This window comes from Streptomyces sp. Ru62 (genome assembly GCF_002920615.1).
GTDB lineage: Bacteria > Actinomycetota > Actinomycetes > Streptomycetales > Streptomycetaceae > Streptomyces.
Window position 1 is genome coordinate 105,179 of record NZ_PQSU01000023.1, and the last position, 15,622, is coordinate 120,800.

General features: G+C 70.6%; 11 protein-coding genes. 6 read left to right on the top strand and 5 right to left on the bottom strand.

Annotation, left to right across the window (positions count from 1 at the left end):
• Positions 1-69: 69 nt before the first annotated feature.
• The 5 genes from arr to C3492_RS28810 all read right to left on the bottom strand — a co-directional run bounded on the left by arr (position 70) and on the right by C3492_RS28810 (position 8,337).
• Complete coding sequence (arr, locus tag C3492_RS28790) at positions 70-498, bottom strand: NAD(+)--rifampin ADP-ribosyltransferase (protein WP_103815478.1); 429 nt, start codon at positions 496-498, stop codon at positions 70-72.
• Between the two features lie 369 nt (positions 499-867).
• A complete protein-coding gene (locus tag C3492_RS28795) occupies positions 868-2,049 on the bottom strand; it encodes an SGNH/GDSL hydrolase family protein (RefSeq protein ID WP_258055943.1) in 1,182 nt (393 codons plus the stop codon).
• 310 nt (positions 2,050-2,359) lie between these two features.
• Positions 2,360-4,777 carry a glycoside hydrolase N-terminal domain-containing protein gene (locus C3492_RS28800; RefSeq protein ID WP_103815481.1) on the bottom strand — a complete coding sequence of 806 codons (2,418 nt, stop codon included), beginning with the start codon at positions 4,775-4,777 and terminating at the stop codon, positions 2,360-2,362.
• Between the two features lie 112 nt (positions 4,778-4,889).
• On the bottom strand, positions 4,890-6,764 hold the full coding sequence (locus C3492_RS28805) for a carbohydrate-binding protein (RefSeq protein WP_103815483.1): 1,875 nt from the start codon (positions 6,762-6,764) through the stop codon (positions 4,890-4,892).
• 361 nt (positions 6,765-7,125) lie between these two features.
• Positions 7,126-8,337 carry an ROK family transcriptional regulator gene (locus tag C3492_RS28810; RefSeq protein WP_181140600.1) on the bottom strand — a complete coding sequence of 404 codons (1,212 nt, stop codon included), beginning with the start codon at positions 8,335-8,337 and terminating at the stop codon, positions 7,126-7,128.
• Positions 8,338-8,725: 388 nt separating this feature from the next.
• Between C3492_RS28810 and C3492_RS28815 the strand changes: the two genes are divergently transcribed.
• From C3492_RS28815 to C3492_RS28840, 6 genes are all read left to right on the top strand, one after another.
• Positions 8,726-9,817 (top strand): substrate-binding domain-containing protein, encoded by a 1,092-nt coding sequence (locus C3492_RS28815; RefSeq protein ID WP_181140601.1) that lies wholly within the window; start codon positions 8,726-8,728, stop codon positions 9,815-9,817.
• 35 nt (positions 9,818-9,852) lie between these two features.
• Positions 9,853-10,941: a mandelate racemase/muconate lactonizing enzyme family protein gene (locus tag C3492_RS28820; protein ID WP_103815484.1), complete on the top strand. Its 1,089-nt coding sequence runs from the start codon at positions 9,853-9,855 to the stop codon at positions 10,939-10,941.
• Complete coding sequence (locus C3492_RS28825; RefSeq protein WP_103815486.1) at positions 10,938-12,014, top strand: ABC transporter permease; 1,077 nt, start codon at positions 10,938-10,940, stop codon at positions 12,012-12,014. The genes C3492_RS28820 and C3492_RS28825 overlap by 4 nt, the downstream gene beginning before the upstream one ends.
• On the top strand, positions 12,011-13,087 hold the full coding sequence (locus tag C3492_RS28830; protein WP_103815488.1) for an ABC transporter permease: 1,077 nt from the start codon (positions 12,011-12,013) through the stop codon (positions 13,085-13,087). The genes C3492_RS28825 and C3492_RS28830 overlap by 4 nt, the downstream gene beginning before the upstream one ends.
• Positions 13,084-14,628 carry a sugar ABC transporter ATP-binding protein gene (locus tag C3492_RS28835; RefSeq protein WP_103815490.1) on the top strand — a complete coding sequence of 515 codons (1,545 nt, stop codon included), beginning with the start codon at positions 13,084-13,086 and terminating at the stop codon, positions 14,626-14,628. The genes C3492_RS28830 and C3492_RS28835 overlap by 4 nt, the downstream gene beginning before the upstream one ends.
• A gap of 190 nt (positions 14,629-14,818) precedes the next feature.
• Positions 14,819-15,535, top strand: coding sequence for a GntR family transcriptional regulator (locus C3492_RS28840; protein ID WP_103815492.1), 717 nt, complete (start codon positions 14,819-14,821; stop codon positions 15,533-15,535).
• Positions 15,536-15,622 lie beyond the last annotated feature (87 nt).

Here is a 15,622-nt window from a genome sequence, read left to right on the forward strand (position 1 = left end):
CCGTCTGACGGGTGCCGCGCGAGGCGGCCCGGACCGATGACACGGCCCACGGGGGCTCGGTGGCCCTCGTCAGTCCAGGATCTCGGCGATGCCGCGGCGGCGAAGGTCGGCCAGCCCGGTCAGCATGGCCTCGATCTGCTCGGGGGAGTGCCCGACCCAGCCCTTGAGCTCCGACACGACGCGCACGGGCTCGCGTGTGCGATAGGAGCGGGTGGGGTTGCCCGGGAACTTCTTGTCGGTGACATTGGGATCGTCCTCCAGGTCGCCGGTCGGCTCCACCACGTAGATCCGCCCCGGCCCGTCGCCGGCTGCGAGCTCGGCGCCCCAGACGGCGGCATCCAGGGTCTCGGAAACGTACACGTGGCGGGACGTACGCCCCTCCTCGAAGTTGGAGGCGTACCCGGGGATCAGCAGATCCCCTGGAACAAGCGCCGCCTTCGTACCGTGCAGGTAGGTTCCCGCCTCGTACACCTGGAAGGGGACAGGTGCGTTGGTCATGGGCTGCTCCTCGGGGCCTGGGCTCGGGGTTACAGGGAACCACAGCTCCTTGCGCGCGCCTGCCCGGAGTATGCCCCCGTGCCCGCCCCGCCGGGCTCGACACCGGGCGCCGGGACCACGGACGCTTACGGCTCCAGCCGACCTCGGCTGCCGGCCGCTCGACCCGGACCCTTCCCCGGTGCGTCACCATCTGCCCCCATGCGAGGGCGCGAGAGCGGCGCCCCGGGCTCCCTGGACCGGTCGCCGCCCGCCCGTCGCCGCCCGCCCGTCGGCGGGCCGGTCACCTGAGACGAGGGCCGGAGTCCATCGCGACGGCGGACGGCGGATGATCAGCGAGCGGGCGGTGCTGATCCGGTTCGGGGCGCCGTGTCAGGTGCGCAGGAGCCGCAGGTCGATCGCGTCGGCCATCGCCTCCATCCCTTCGTCGTCGGGGTGGATGTGGTCGCCCGAGTCGTAGGCCGGGTTGAGGGCCGCCGGGTCGGCGGGGTCGCGCATGGTCCGGTCGAAGTCGATGACACCGTCGAAAGCGCCGCTGGTGCGGATCCACTGGTTGACGCTCTGGCGGATCCTCTCCGCGTCGGGCGTGTAGTACCCGTTGCCCTTGTCCGGCATCAGCGTCGCGCCGATGATATTGACGTGGGCGGCGTGTGCCTCGTCGATCAGGGTGCGGTAGCCGTCGATCAGGTCCTGCGCGGTCAGTGCCCGGCCGTCGGGGCCCGCGTTGTTGCCGATGTCGTTGATGCCTTCGAAGAGGATGACGTCCTTGACGCCTGGCTGGCCGAGGGCGTCGTGGGAGAAGCGCTTGAGAGCGCTGACCCCCTGCCACAGGTTCGGGACGTCGGTGAGAACCCGATTGCCGCCGATTCCGGCGTCGACGACACTCAGTTTCTGCGGGCCCGGTCCGGAGCCCAGCCGGCGACCGAGGAAGTCGGGCCACCGGGTGTAGGTGCCGGTCGAGGAATGGTAGCCGTCCGTGATGGAGTCGCCGAAGGCGACGACGGTGCCCCTCGCGGTCGGTGACACGACGTCCATCCCGGCCAGGTAGTACCAGGAGGTCGTGGTGGTGCCGAACGCGGCGGCGCCGTCGTCCCCGGCGTGGTTGCCGGAGGCTATGTACGTGGTGTCGAACGCGTCGGAGTGCCAGGTCGACGTTCCCGTGGCGCCGGGGACGTAGAGGCTGACGAGCAGGTTCTCGCCGGCGCTGACCGAGATCGGGACGACGTCGCTGACCGCCTCTTCGCCGACGGGGATCGTGACGTGCCGCGAGCCGCCGAAGGCGACGTTCCGAGTGGTGCCGCGCGTCGCCTCGCCGCCGCTCGCCTGGACGGCCAGGTCCACCGTGCTGAGATCGAGGGGCGCGGTGCCGTACCGGTTCGACAGGGTGATGCGTACGCCCGAGCCCGCGACGCTGCTGTGCACCACCATCCGTATGGTCTGGTTGTCGAAGGACGGGCCGCCGGTCGTCATGCTGGGGGACCAGGCACTGACCCTGGTGCCCTTGCCCTGCGACGGTGATGTGGCGGCGGCGTCCGCCTCGTGCGCGGTGCTCAACGGAACGACCGTGAGCATCATTCCGGTCACAGCGCCGAACACGGACAGCAGGGATCCGCGACGCGGTCGGCGATCCGCCGCCGTGCCTTCCTTCTCCGGGGACATCGTTGTTCTCTCCACTCTCCGCGTCGTCCGCGGCGGGCCGGCTCCGCGGGGAGTCCGGCCCGGTCCCGCCTCCGCCGAAGACGGAGGGATTCCGGACGGAGGGACTCCGGGCGGCGGGACGGTCCGCTGACGACGGGTCATCGGGGTTGGCTCGGGGGGTTCGTGGGTGCCGTACCGGCCTCGGCCGAGGCCGCTGAGCGTGCCGTCAGCCGAGGTTGTTCAACGTGACGGACCCACCCGGCTCGATGCTGATCCTCCGCGAAGTGCCGCCCGCGAACACGGTCGTGTCACGGCCGCCGACGCTCTTCAAGGTCACCTGGGTGACCTTGCCGTTCTTCCACCTGAGGTCGGCGACGAAGCCGCCACGCACGCCGACGCCGGACACCGAGCCGGACGCCGCCCACGCGGCGGGCAGTGCGGGCAGCAGCTCGACGTGGCCCGGCCGCGAGTAGACCAGCATCTCGATCATCGCGGAGGGGGTGCCGAAGTTCGCGTCGATCTGGAAGATGCCGCGGCCCTGCCCCATGTCCATGATGTCGAAGAGGTTCGGCGCGGTCCCGTTGCTGCCGCCCGTCGACGGCTTCAGGTTGTTGACGACGAGTTGGTAGGCCTTCTCGGCGTTCTTCAGCCGGGCCCAGCACAGGCTGCGCCAGGCGTTGGCCCAGCCGTAGCTGTTCATGCCGCGCGCGGTCAGGAGGGCGGTCGCGCCGGCGAGGATGTCCTTCGGCGTGGACTCGTCGGGCCGGATCCGGTCACCCGGGAAGAGACCGACGAGCGGGGACAGGTGCCGGTGGGTGGTCTCGCCCAGGTCGTCGGGCGACATCCACTCCTCCAGCCAGCCGGTCTTGGGGCTGACCACGGGCAGGTACAGGCGTTGGCGCAGTCCGTCGACGGTCACACCGTAGGAGGCGTCCCTGCCGAGCACTCCGGTCGCGGTGCGGTAGTTGCCGAAGAGGTTCCACACCAGTTCCTGGGCGTAGGTGATGCCCTTGGCGTCCAGCGGTCCCTGCTCGGGGGACCAGTCGCTGTCGGCGATGAGGACCTCGCGTGCGGAGCCGGAGGCGTCGGTGACGGTCGTGGTGATGAGCCGGGCCTCCCAGAACTCCACGGCGCCCTTGAGGAGGGGGTAGATCTTCTCCAGGTAGGCGCGGTCCTGGGTGTACTCGTAGTGCTCGAACAGGTTCTGGCAGAGCCAGGCGTTGCCCGCCGGGTGCCACCACCAGCCGCCTCCGCCGTAGGGGTTGGTGGAGATGGCCACGGTCCAACCGGCGATCTTCCCGCTGGAGTTGCGGTACCTGTTGGTCGGGCTGTTGAAGAGCCGCCGCGTGACGTCCGTCCATGAGGGCAGTTGTGCGAGGCAGTAGTCCGTGAAGGCGTCGAAGCAGTCCGACAGGCCGGCGCGGTCGGCCAGCCAGTAGTTCATCTGGACGTTGATGTCGGTGTGGTAGTCGCCCATCCAGTCCGGGTCGTTGCCGTCGAGCCACGGTCCCTGCAGCCCCATCGGCAGGACGCCCCGTGACCCGGAGATCATCAGGTAGCGCCCGAACTGGAGGTACGCCGCCTCCAGTTCCGGGTCCGGCACGTTGTCCCGGTAGCGGGCCTGTACGCGCTGCCAGGTGTCCAGCTTGCGCTGTGCGGTGGACGAGGTGCCGAGGTCGACGGCCAGTTGCTCGAACGCCGGGCGGAAGTCCGCGACGTGGGTGTGCAGCAGGGTGCTCGCGGAGTGGCCGGCCGCGTCCTGGACCTTGGTGCGCGCCAGACGCTCCGGGTCCAGGGCCGGGTCGCGGAACCCGGTGGCCGCGTCGGGCGCGTAGTTCGTGCCGCCGCTGAACACGACGGTGAGGTCCTTGCAGCCGCTGAACGTGATCGACGTACCGCTGACGGTCACCGTGCCGGTTCCGCTGGTCGCGGTGACGGCGGCGCCGTACTTCAGGCCGTTGGCGAGGGAAGCCCCGAACGAGGCGTAGCGGCCCGCGCCGGCCGCGGTGGTGTGCTCGCCGTGGGTGCCGGCCAGCGTGACGGTGCCGGTGTAGGTGCCGCCGCCGAGCTGGGAGAAGTGGACGACGATGACGTCGTCGGGGCGGCTGGCGAAGATCTGCCGCTGATAGGTGACGCCGGACAGGTCGTAGGACGCGCTGACGATGCCCTGGGCCAGGTCCAGGGTGCGACGGTAGTTGTCGACGGAGCCCAGGTCGTGACCGGGGATGTCGACGGTGAGCTCGGCCAGCAGGGTCAGGGACCCGAAGTCGTCCCGCCCGTAGGGGAACTGGCCGTCGCTCTGCAGGGTGTCGTTGACGCCACCGGTCCACAGGGTGGCGTCGGTGATCGTCAGCAGTTCGCTGGAGGGGTCGTTGCTCACGAGCGCCCCGAGGCGCCCGTTCCCGACCGGCAGGCCCTGCCGGATCATCGAGGTGGGGGAGCCGGGGGCCCGCCACCACAGTTGGTTCTTCGTGGCGGCGGCGCCGGACAGCATGGGCGAGGAAGTGGGGCGGGAAGGGGCCGCCGACGCGGTGAAGCTCGGCAGACCGCCGAGCGCGGCGGCCGCGCCGGCGGTGGCGGCGAGGGAGAGGAAGCCTCTGCGGCTGGGACGGTTCTCGCGCGATTCGGTGTGCTGGGTGTCCACGTGGTGCACTCCATGTCCGGGGAACGGCGCATGCGGGAACGACGGATGCGGGGCCGTCGGGTGTGTGGTGCGAGGCGGGTGGGCCCGGAGCCGTACCGGGCCCACGCGCGGGTCAGGCGGACTTGGGGACGTCGATCCTGTCGATGTCGGGGGAGTAGTCCCAGCCGCTGTCGAACGTGATGCTGTTGGAGCCCGCCTTCAGGGCCAACTGGACGCTGACGGTGCGGGCCGTGCTCCAGTCACCCGTGGAGGGGAACTTGAGCCGGGTGCCGTTGCCGCTGTTGGAGTAGACGGTCACCGACCGGGGATCGCCGCTGACGTAGGCGACGTCGATCGTGTAGATGCCGTCCTTCTTCACCTTGACGTCGTTGAACTGCAGCCGGCTGTCGAGGTAGAGGTTGCCGATCTTCTTGCCGCCGGAGCAGGCGTCGCACGAGGCGACGGAGGCGTTCCCGGTCAGGGTGTTGTTCCCGGACTCGGCTTCGTAGCGGGTGGTCGCGAGCGCAGGGCCGCCCGGCTTGACGGTGAACAGCCGTGAGCCGTGCGCGGGCAGCGTCGCGGTGATCCTGTTCTTGTACGTCCCGAGGTTCTGGTGCCTCCACAGGTCGCGCACGGAGGCCGCGCCGGTGAAGCCGAACGATGCCCAGTCGGCGGTGACGGAGGCCGAAGAGTCAGCGAGGTTGAACAGGGCGACGGTGTAACTGCCGTCAGGGTTCCTGCTCCCCCAGACCTGCTGGTCGCCCATCGGGGTGACGGGGCGTGCGACCGGCGAGTCGTTCTGGTCGACGGCGATGACCTCCTGGTTGGTCAGCAGGGAGAGGCCGTAGTCGTCCAGTCTGGTGAGGTCGTCACCGGTGAACAGGGGCGACTTGTTGATGGCCCACAGGGTCATATAGCTCTGCCGCTCGGCAGGGGTGAGGCCGTCCATCTCCCCGTTGCCGACGTCGATCGCATCGAGGTCGTTCCAGCCCCCGGGGCCTGCCTTGCCGCTCCACGCGGGGGCGTCGTCCCAACGGTCGTTGACCGAGTTCTCCCAGGTGACCAGCGTCTTGCAGTAGCACTCCACATCGGTGTCGATGCGCCAGCCGTTGGAGTACTTCTTCCAGTCGGCGGCGTGGCCGATGTCGAGCGACCAGGACAGTTCCAGGTGCATCGGGCGTCCGGTGTCGCCGATGGCCTTGTGCCAGGCGGCGACGTCCGGGACGTTGTTGTAGTTGTCTCCGGACCTGAACGAGCCGGGACCCACGCCGTCGAGCTTCAGGAAGTCGTAGCCCCAGTCCGCGAGCATCTGTGCCTGCGAGTCGATGTACTTCTGCGCGCAGGGGTTGTCGAAGTTCAGCTTGTAGGCGCTGTCCCAGCCGTTGGTGGTGCGCAGGTCGGGGTAGACCACGTCCGCGGTGGTGCAGCCGGGGGCGTTCCGGATCGGCACCTTCCCTTCGCCGTACGCCCCCTTCTCCAGTCCGACGGGCAGGTAGATACCGGCCTTGAGGCCCTTGGCGTGGATGTGGTCGGCCACGGACTTCATGCCGTTCGGGAACCGGACCGGGTCGGGCGTCTGCCGGCCGTACTGGTCGAACTCGGACGTCCAGTTCTGGTCCATCCACCAGCCGGCGTCGATGTTGACGTACTCGTAGCCGTACTTCTTCAGGGTGGTGGCCAAGGCGTCCGCCTGCTTCAGGACGTTGGCCTCGGTGAGGTAGCTGTAGCTGCCGTTCGGGTTCAGCCCCGGGTACTGGGAGGACTGCATGCTCCAGCTGGACCAGCCCATGTAGGGCTTGGCCGCGAGGCCGGGGGTGGCGTCGGCCGTCGTCGAAGCGGAACCGACGGCCGCGACGGGGGAGTCGGGGGTGGCGGCCACGGCCCGGTCGACGGCCGGGACCGCTGTGGCGAGCCCGGCCGTGACGGCCAGGACCAGCGTCGCTCTGAGGGTACGGCGCGGGAGGCCGGGGTGGGTTCCGCGCAGGGCTGTGTACGGGGATGACCGCATGGGTCGCCTCCTGGGGGTGGGGTGAGCGGAATCGTGCGGTGGTACCCGGTGGGGGTCGGGTGTGGTATCGGGCAGGACGGACGCCGGGGGAGGCGGCCGAGCGGCCGGCCGCCGGGGCGTCGGATCGGTGGCCCGGTCCGTGCCCGAGCCGATGGGGAGCCCGCTGGTGCGCTGTCGCCGTGGCGTGCGGCGCACCGGGAGCAGGGGGGTCGTGGTCGTGGACGCACCTGCCGCGACGAACGTGGGGAGGGGGAACCGCCTTCGCGCCGGCACGGTGCCGCCGACGGCGAGAGCGGGCAGGGCCGGGCTGATGACGGCCCTGGCGTCCGGGGGCCGTCCGGCGGCCGGAGGCGCCCGCGGTCTACGGGCTGCGGCTCTGCAGCGTCATGGGCTGCTCCTCGTACGTGTCCGATCCCATGAAGGACTGGATCGCGGTGGCCGCGGCCCCGCGCGCCCACTCCTCGAAGGGGAGCGGACGTGTCACCACGTCACATCGCGCGGCGGTACCGAAGGCGGACGCGGCGAACGCGTCCCGGATGCCCTCGGCGAAGAGGTCGTAGGCGGCCAGGCCCTCCCCGGAGATGATCACCCGTTCGGGACCGAGGAGGTTCACCAGGGAGCCGATCGCCTTGCCGATGGCCTCGCCGGCCCGTGCGTAGACCGCCCGGGCACCGGGGTCCTCGCGGCGGGCCAGATCCAGCGCCTCAGCGGTGTCGGCCACCCGCTCGCCGGTGGCCGCGCGCACCGCGCGGACTATCGCGGGGTCCGCCGCGATCGCCTCCACGCACCCCCGGTTTCCGCAGTGGCACGGCGGGCCGAGCGGGTCGAGGGACAGATGCCCGATCTCACCGGCCACGCCGTGCGCGCCCGACACCACCCGTCCGTGCACCACCAGGCCACAGCCGATGCCGGCGCCCACGGTGACCAGGGCGAAGTGCGAGAGTCCGACTCCGGCCCCGAACCAGTGCTCGGCGACCGTGAGCGCCCGCACGTCGTTGTCGACCGTGACCGGCAATCCGGTCGCGGCCGCGGCGAGTTCGGCGAGCGGCACGTCCCGCCACTCCAGGAAGGGCGAGTAACGGACGACCCCCTCGGCCCGGTCCACGTCCCCCGAGATGGCGATGCCCAACCCCCGCACCCGTACGCCGAATCCGGCCGCTTCGGTGAGCAACTCCTGTACCAGCGCGATGATGGCGGGGAGCACCACCTCCGGCTCGCGGCCCGTGAGGTGTACGTGCCGGGACATCCGGATACGGCAACACAGATCGGCCAGTACGGCGATGATCTCGTCGCCCGTCACCTTGAGCCCGATGAACAGCGCCCTCCCGCCGTCCACCCACACCAGGTTGGCCGGGCGTCCCACGGCGGGCGGCGCCTCTTCGTCCACCCCCTCGACCAGATAGCCGAGTTCCATCAGCGGACGAACCGCCTTGGTGACGGCGGCGGCGGACAGGCTGGTCCGCCGCGCGACCTCGGCCCGGGTGAGCGGACCGTGGGAGAGCAGCGTGGTGAAGACCAGGGAAGCGGCCGGAGTCATGGTGGGGACCGACTCACGGGGGGAGGTCGGGCGCATGGCCGGAAACCTAGGCGTCCCTCTTTTCCGCTGTCAATGAAAAAACCATACTTCTTCAGAAGTGCTTACTGGAGGGGTGCTCAACCTAGGAAATGGCGAGCTCTGCACGGATGTTGACGGTGGATCCAAGGGATCGGTCCTGGCGACCCGGGAAGCATCTCGGCCGTTCCCGGCAGGTCCTGGGGCCCACCGCTGACTTCCCGGTTCCTATAGGGTTTTGATCCGGTTCGAACCGACGATGACTGATCGGTGGACCCGTCACAGCCGGATTCCTCCGCCTCCCTGACCAGGTCGAAGCCGATTGTGTGGTTCGAGGGGTTGACGGGCGACGCTCGGTGGCCAAGCATCGCCGTACCAATTTCCTATGTGATTCTGGGGTGTGGTGGAGATGCGTCCCCCGACCCGTTCCGTCCTCTCAGGTGTCGCCGTCGCCGTGCTCCTGGCAGCCCCGGCGGCCTGCACCATCAAGAACTCCGGTGCCGGGACCGGCACCCGGGCCCCCGCGCCCGGCAAGTCCGGCACCGGCACCACCGAGTTGGCCGACGGGTCGGGCGTCAAGGTGGCCCTCGTGCCCGGCGGCGCCCACCCGTACTTCCAGCCCTGGAAAGCGGCGGGCGCCGCCGCGAGGAAGGAGTACGGCCTCGGCGACGTGACCTTCGACGAGACCTCCGAGTGGGACCAGCAGAAGCAGGACAACCTGCTCTCCACGCTCGCGGCCCGCGGCTACAACGCGTTCGGGGTCTTCGGGGTGTCGCCCACCGACATCAACACCACCTTCCAGGACCTCAGGTCACAGGGTTTCGCCGTGGCCTCGCTCGCGTCCTGCCCTGCCGGCCCCACCGACAAGGCCGACTTCTGCCTGTCCACGGATGTGGAGGTCGCCGCCTACAAGGCCGCCAGGGCCGCGATCGACGCCATGGGCGGCAAGGGCACGCTCGTCCACCTCACCGGCAACAACGTGGACGCCAACACGCAGCTGCGCATCAAGGGCGTGGCCAAGGCGGTGCAGGAGTCCGGCGGCCAGGTCAGGCTGTTGCAGACCGTCACCGACGTCGACAAGGACCTGCAGACCGCGCAGAAGGCGGTCTCCGACCTGCTCGCGGCCAAGGGCGACCGGATCCAGGGCATCGTCACCACCGCCTACAACCCGGCCGTCGCCGCCGCCGACGCGGTGAAGAGTTCCGGGTCCGCCGCCAAGGTCGTCGCCATCGACGACGACGCCAAGATCCTCGGCGCGATCAAGGACGGCTCGGTCGCCGCGACCGTCGTGCAGAACCCCGTGGGACAGGCCGAGGTGGGGACCTGGGTGCTGGCGCTGCTGCGGACGAAGCAGTGCGCCATGCGCCACCCGGGCCAGACCGTCGACTCCGGTTCGTTCGTGGTCACCAGGGCGAACGCGGGCACCTACGACGCGGCCAGGAAGGCGAAGACCGAGCAGCTCAAGAAGGAGTTCGCGGACACGCTCCTCGTCTGCGAGTGACCACCGACGGCCCTACGGAAAGCGGACCCCGCCCGATGACCACCATCACGACCGCGACCGCGCTGCTCGCCGACATCGCGGTGGAGAAGGACCGCACGGACGCCGTGCAGGCCTTCGTCAAGCAGGAGACGATCCTCGTCGAGATCACCACCGGGGACGGCCTCCGGGGAACCGGCTACGCCTACACGATCGGCACCGGCGGCTCATCCGTCCTGGCCCTGCTCCGGGACCACCTGCTGCCCCTCCTCGCCGGAGCGGACGCCCGTAACGTCGAGGCGCTGTGGCAGCGGCTGTTCGCCACGACCCGGGCCACCACCACCGGAGCCATCACCTCCCTGGCCCTCGCCGCCGTGGACACCGCCCTGTGGGACCTGCGGTGCAAGCGCGCCGGTGAACCGCTGTGGCGGCTGGCCGGCGGCCACCGCCAGGAGGTCCCGCTCTACGACACCGAGGGCGGCTGGCTCCACCTGAGCACCGACGACCTGGTCCGTTCGGCACGCGAGGCCCAGCGGGCCGGATGGGCGGGCGTCAAGATCAAGGTCGGGAAACCGCACGTGGCCGAGGACGCCGAGCGGCTGCGCGCCGTCCGCGAGGCGGTCGGCCCGTCCCTGCACATCATGACCGACGCCAACCAGTCGCAGAGCGTCTCGTCGGCCCTCCACCTCGCGGCCGCCCTTGAGCCCTACGGGCCGTACTGGTTCGAGGAGCCCCTTCCGGCCGACGACGTCAGCGGACACGCCCGCCTGGCGGCCGCGACGACGATCCCCGTCGCCGTCGGTGAATCCCTGTACTCCGCCATGCAGTTCCGCACGTATCTGGAGGCGGGCGCCGCCTCTGTCGTGCAGGTCGACGCCGCGCGCGTCGGCGGCATCACGCCGTGGCTGAAGGTCGCGCACACGGCGGAGAGCCACAACGTCATGGTCTGCCCGCACTTCCTGATGGAACTGCACGTCAGCCTGGCCGCCGCGGTGCCCAACGGGATGTTCGTCGAGTACATCCCGCAGTTGACGGCGGTGACCCGCACCGGCCTGACGGTCCGTGACGGACGGGCGGTCGCACCGGACGTGCCGGGTATCGGGATCGACTGGGACAGGGACGCCATCGACAACAGGAGGGTGGCATGAGGACACCCGTCACGGCACCGGAGCCCGAGGCCGGCGAGGAGGCCGGCGCACGACGCCCCCCGCGGCGGCTGCCGTCCTGGGTGGACCAGCGGCTCGGTCTCCTGGTGCTCACCGTCGCCCTCGCCGCGCTGTTCGGCGCCCTGCGGCCGGCGTTCCTGGACCAGCGGCTCGTGCTGTTCCCCCTGCTGCGGGAGATCTCGACGCTGACCGTGGTGGCGCTCGCCCAGCTGGCCGTCCTCTCCGTGGGACACATGAACCTCGCCGTCGGCCGGATGGCGGCCTTCGGTGCCCTCTTCGCCGGCCTCGGCTACGACCGGCTCCACCTTCCGCTCCAACTCGGCCTCGTCGTCTGCCTGTGCGCCGGAGCCGCCATCGGCGCCCTGACGGGCTGGATCATCGCCCGGACCGGTGTGAGTTCCTTCGTGGTCACCCTGGCCATGGACTTCGCGCTGATGGGACTGGTCTCCCTGCTCTACTCGGCGCTGACCGGGAACGCGGCCTTCACCACGCGGCCGAGCGGGCTCCTGGACCTGCGCTCCACCTCACTCGCCGACATCTGCGTCGGTGGCGTCTGCGGAACCCCGGCCGTGCCGCAGATGGCGCAGTTCACGGTCCTGGCGCTGGCCGGCCTCGGTTTCCTGTACGCCGGCACCCGGATGGGCCGCGAGCTGCTGCTGACAGGGGCGAACCCGAAGGCGGCGGAGTTGTCGGGCATCCCCACGGGCCGCCGCGTGATCCTCGCGCACAGCCTGTCCGGACTGCTCGCCGCGCTCGCCGGGTTCATGGCCGCTGTCAGCACCGGCACGTTCCGCGCCTCGATCGGCGACGACTTCATGCTTCCCTCGTTCCTCGGCGCCGTCCTCGGCGGCACCCTTCTCACCGGCGGGGTCGTCTCCGTGCTCGGAGCGCTGCTGGGCACCTCCCTCGTCGCGGTCATCCGCAAGGGTCTGGACCTGCTCGGCGTCGGCCTGGAGAGCCTGAACATCTACCTCGGCTGTGTCCTCCTGCTGGCCCTGTCGGCCGACCGGGTGCGTGCCGTCGTCTCCTACCGCAAGGTGGTGCGCTCCACGTGATCACGATCCATCAGTGCGGAGCCCGGACCGCCGAGGCCCTGCGCCGCTTCTCCCGCTCCACGGCCATGACACTGCTGTGCGTGACGCTGGGCGGCTGCCTGGCCCTGGGGATCGCCTCGTCGGGCGAGTTCTTCCAAGGGCCGTCGGTACGGACCTTCCTCCAGTACCTGGCCACGCCGATCCTCATCGGGCTGGCCCAGATGGTCGCCCTGTGTGTCGGACAGCTCAACCTCGCCGTCGGCGCCCTGGGGGGCTGCACGGCCTGTCTGACGGGTGTCCTGATGGCCGACGGCGGCGTCCCGGCACCCGTCGCCGTGACGGCCGGCGTCCTCATGGCCATGCTGGTCGGTCTGGCGACCGGTGTCTTCATCGTGGCCACGCGGATCAACGGCTTCATCGTCACGCTCGGCGTGATGACCATCCTGCTGGGGGCGCAGTACCGGCTGGCCGGCACGCGTACCGTCGACGGCTACTCACCGGCCCTCAAGGACCTCGGCCGGGCGGCCCCGCTGAACCTCCCGCTGGTGTTCCTCACCGCACTCGCCGCGGCGGCGCTGCTGGCCGTGTTCCTGCACCGCGCGACCGCCGGACGGCGGCTCCTCGCGGCAGGGGGCAACCCGCAGGCGGCGCGGCTGTCCGGCATCTCCACCGACCGGCAGATCGTGCTCGCGCACACCCTGTCCGGCCTCCTGGTCGGAGTCGCCGCCGTGACCGCGACGGCGTCACTGCCCGGCGTCAACCGCAGCGTGGGCGGTGACTGGCTGCTGCCGAGCTTCGCCGCCCCGATCATCGGAGGCGTCGGGCTCGGCGGCGGCTCCGTCGCGGTCCTCGGCACGGTGCTGGCGGCGTTCGTGATGCGGCTCGTCGACGCCGCGCGCGCCCAGTTCTCGCTCGACCCGAGCTGGGTGAACCTCCTCATCGGACTGGTCGTGCTCGGCACGGTGGTCGGCGGCCGCCTCCACCAGACACGCCTGGAGAAGAGGGGGAAGGCGCACGGGCGGACCCCGCCGGCGCCGGCCGGCCGAACACCGACGGCCGGCGCCGCCCTGCCGGACGCGGGAGGTGGGCAGTGAGCGACGTCCTTCTCGAAGGCCGGGAGATCGTCAAGGTCTTCCCAGGAGTGCGGGCCCTGGACGGCGTCGGACTGCGCCTGACGGCCGGATCCGTGCACGCGCTGCTGGGCGAGAACGGCGCGGGGAAGTCCACGCTCATCAAGGTCCTGACCGGCGTCCACGCGCCCGACGGCGGCCGGCTCACCTGGCGCGGCGAAGAGGTCCGCCTGCGCTCGCCGCTGGAGGCCACCCGGACCGGCATCGGCGTCGTCCACCAGGAACGCAACCTGATACCCGACTTCTCGGTGGCGGAGAACATCACGCTGACAAGCCCCCCTGCGCGTCTCGGGTTCGTCGACCGCGGCGCCATGAGCGCGCCCGCCCTGCGCTGCCTGGCCGAGCTGGACCTGGACCTGGACCCGCTCCGGCCGGTGCGCGAACTGTCGGTCGCCCAGCAGCAGTTGGTGGAGATCGCGAAGGCGCTCCACACCGAGAGCCGGGTGCTGCTGCTCGACGAGCCGACCGCCTCGTTGTCCCCGCGGGAGGCCGAACGCCTCTTCGCCGTCGTCCGGCGCCTCACGGCCCGCGGCGCGTGCGTCGTCTTCGTCAGCCACAGACTGGAAGAGGTCTTCGCGCTCTGCGACACCGTCACCGTGCTGCGCGACGGCAGGTCCGTGCTGGAGTCCTCTCCGCTCGCCCGCCACACCCACGACGACATCGTGAATCTGATGGTGGGCCGCGCGCACACGGCGACCGAGATGCGGCCACGCACCCCGGACCGTACGGCCGCCCCGGTCCTCGCGCTCGACGGCATCTCCACCGCCGACGGCCACCGGGACGTCTCCCTGGCGGTGCGGCCCGGCGAGATCGTCGGTCTCTACGGCCTCGTCGGCGCCGGGCGCAGCGAACTGGTCAGAGCGGTACTGGGCCTCGGCCGGATCACCGCCGGCGAGATCAGGATGCACGGCGACCCGGTCCGGATCGCCTCGCCCCGTCAGGCGCTGCACGAGTTCGGCATCGGCTACCTGACCGAGAACCGCAAGGAAGAGGGCGTCTTCCTCGAACAGCCCGTCCACCGGAACATCACGGTCACCGTGTGGAAGAAGCTGGCCAGGGCTCTCGGGTCCGTTCCCGCCGCCGAGGAGCGGAAGGCGGCACAGGACCTGGTCGACCGGCTCGGGATCCGCATCTCGGGCCTTGAGCAGAACGTGGGTGAACTGTCCGGCGGCAACCAGCAGAAGGTGAGTCTGGCGAAGTGGCTCGCGGCCGACACCCGTCTGCTGATCGTCGACGAACCGACCGTGGGCGTCGACGTGCGCACCAAGCAGGCCTTCCACCGGCTCCTGTGGGAGCTGGCCCGCGAGGGTCTGCCGATCCTGCTGATCAGCAGCGACCTCACCGAGATGATCACGCTGGCGGACCGTGTCCTCGTCATGGCCGACCACCGCGTCCGTGGCGAGGTCGACAACGACGGCGACTATGAACGGATGAGCGGCCGGATCATCCGCGTCATCCACGACCGTGCGCTCTCGGCGGCGACCACGGAAACAGAGGCGGAGTGAAGCGCGTGGCACTGGTGGTCCGGGTCCGCCCGGACCAGCGGGAGAGGTGAGGCGACGGGGGCCCGGTGGCGGCTCACGGAACAGGGGTCCCTGATGCCCTGAGACCCGGCCGACCCCGAGCCGGGCAACGTGCTCACCTCGCTAAACTGCGTCGTCCCGACAACCTGGAGCGGCAGGAGCAGGAGAACGGATGCCACAGCATGACAGTTCCTCTGCCAGGGCCCCGGAGTCCGGAAGCGGCCGATCCGCCGGCGCCGGTCGCCAGGTTCTCTCGGACAGCGTCTACGAGCAGATCAAGGCCATGGTCATGGATCATGAGATCGCTCCGGGAGCGCGCGTGGGGATCGAAGCGGTGTCGCGCGCTCTCGGCGTCTCGCCCACGCCCGTCCGCGAGGCGTTGGCCAGGCTGGAGTCCGACGGACTCGTGGTCAAGAGGTCGCTGTCCGGGTACCGGGCGACAGAGCTGCTGACACGCGAGGGCCTTGAGCAGCTCTTCGAGATGCGGCTCCTGCTGGAACCGCGAGCGGCGGCTCTCGCCGCCGTCAACGCCACCGAGGAGCAACTCGACGCCCTCGAACGGCTCGTGGAGGAGATGCAGACCCACCCGGGGCCGACGGGGCGCTACGCGGACTACCGCGGCTTCGCCGCTCTGGACCAGCGCTTCCACGACACCATCGCGGTGGCCTCGCAACGTCCGCTGCTCGCCGATGCGGTGGAGCGGCTCCACTCTCATCTGCATGTCTTCCGCATCAGAAGGGTGGTGAACGCCGACGACCCCACGCTGGCGGAACACGAACGCGTCGTACGCGCCATACTGCGCCGCAAGCCCGACCGCGCCGCGGAAGCCATGGCGGACCACCTCACCGGGAGCCTCCAGCGCCAGCTCAGCCAGGCCGGGAAACCCTGACCGGCCGGGCCGCGCGTGCCGTCCGGGAGCGGGTACCCGTCCGGTGCCCGAGGATGGGTATGACCCGAGCGGCCAGGAAAGAGGCGC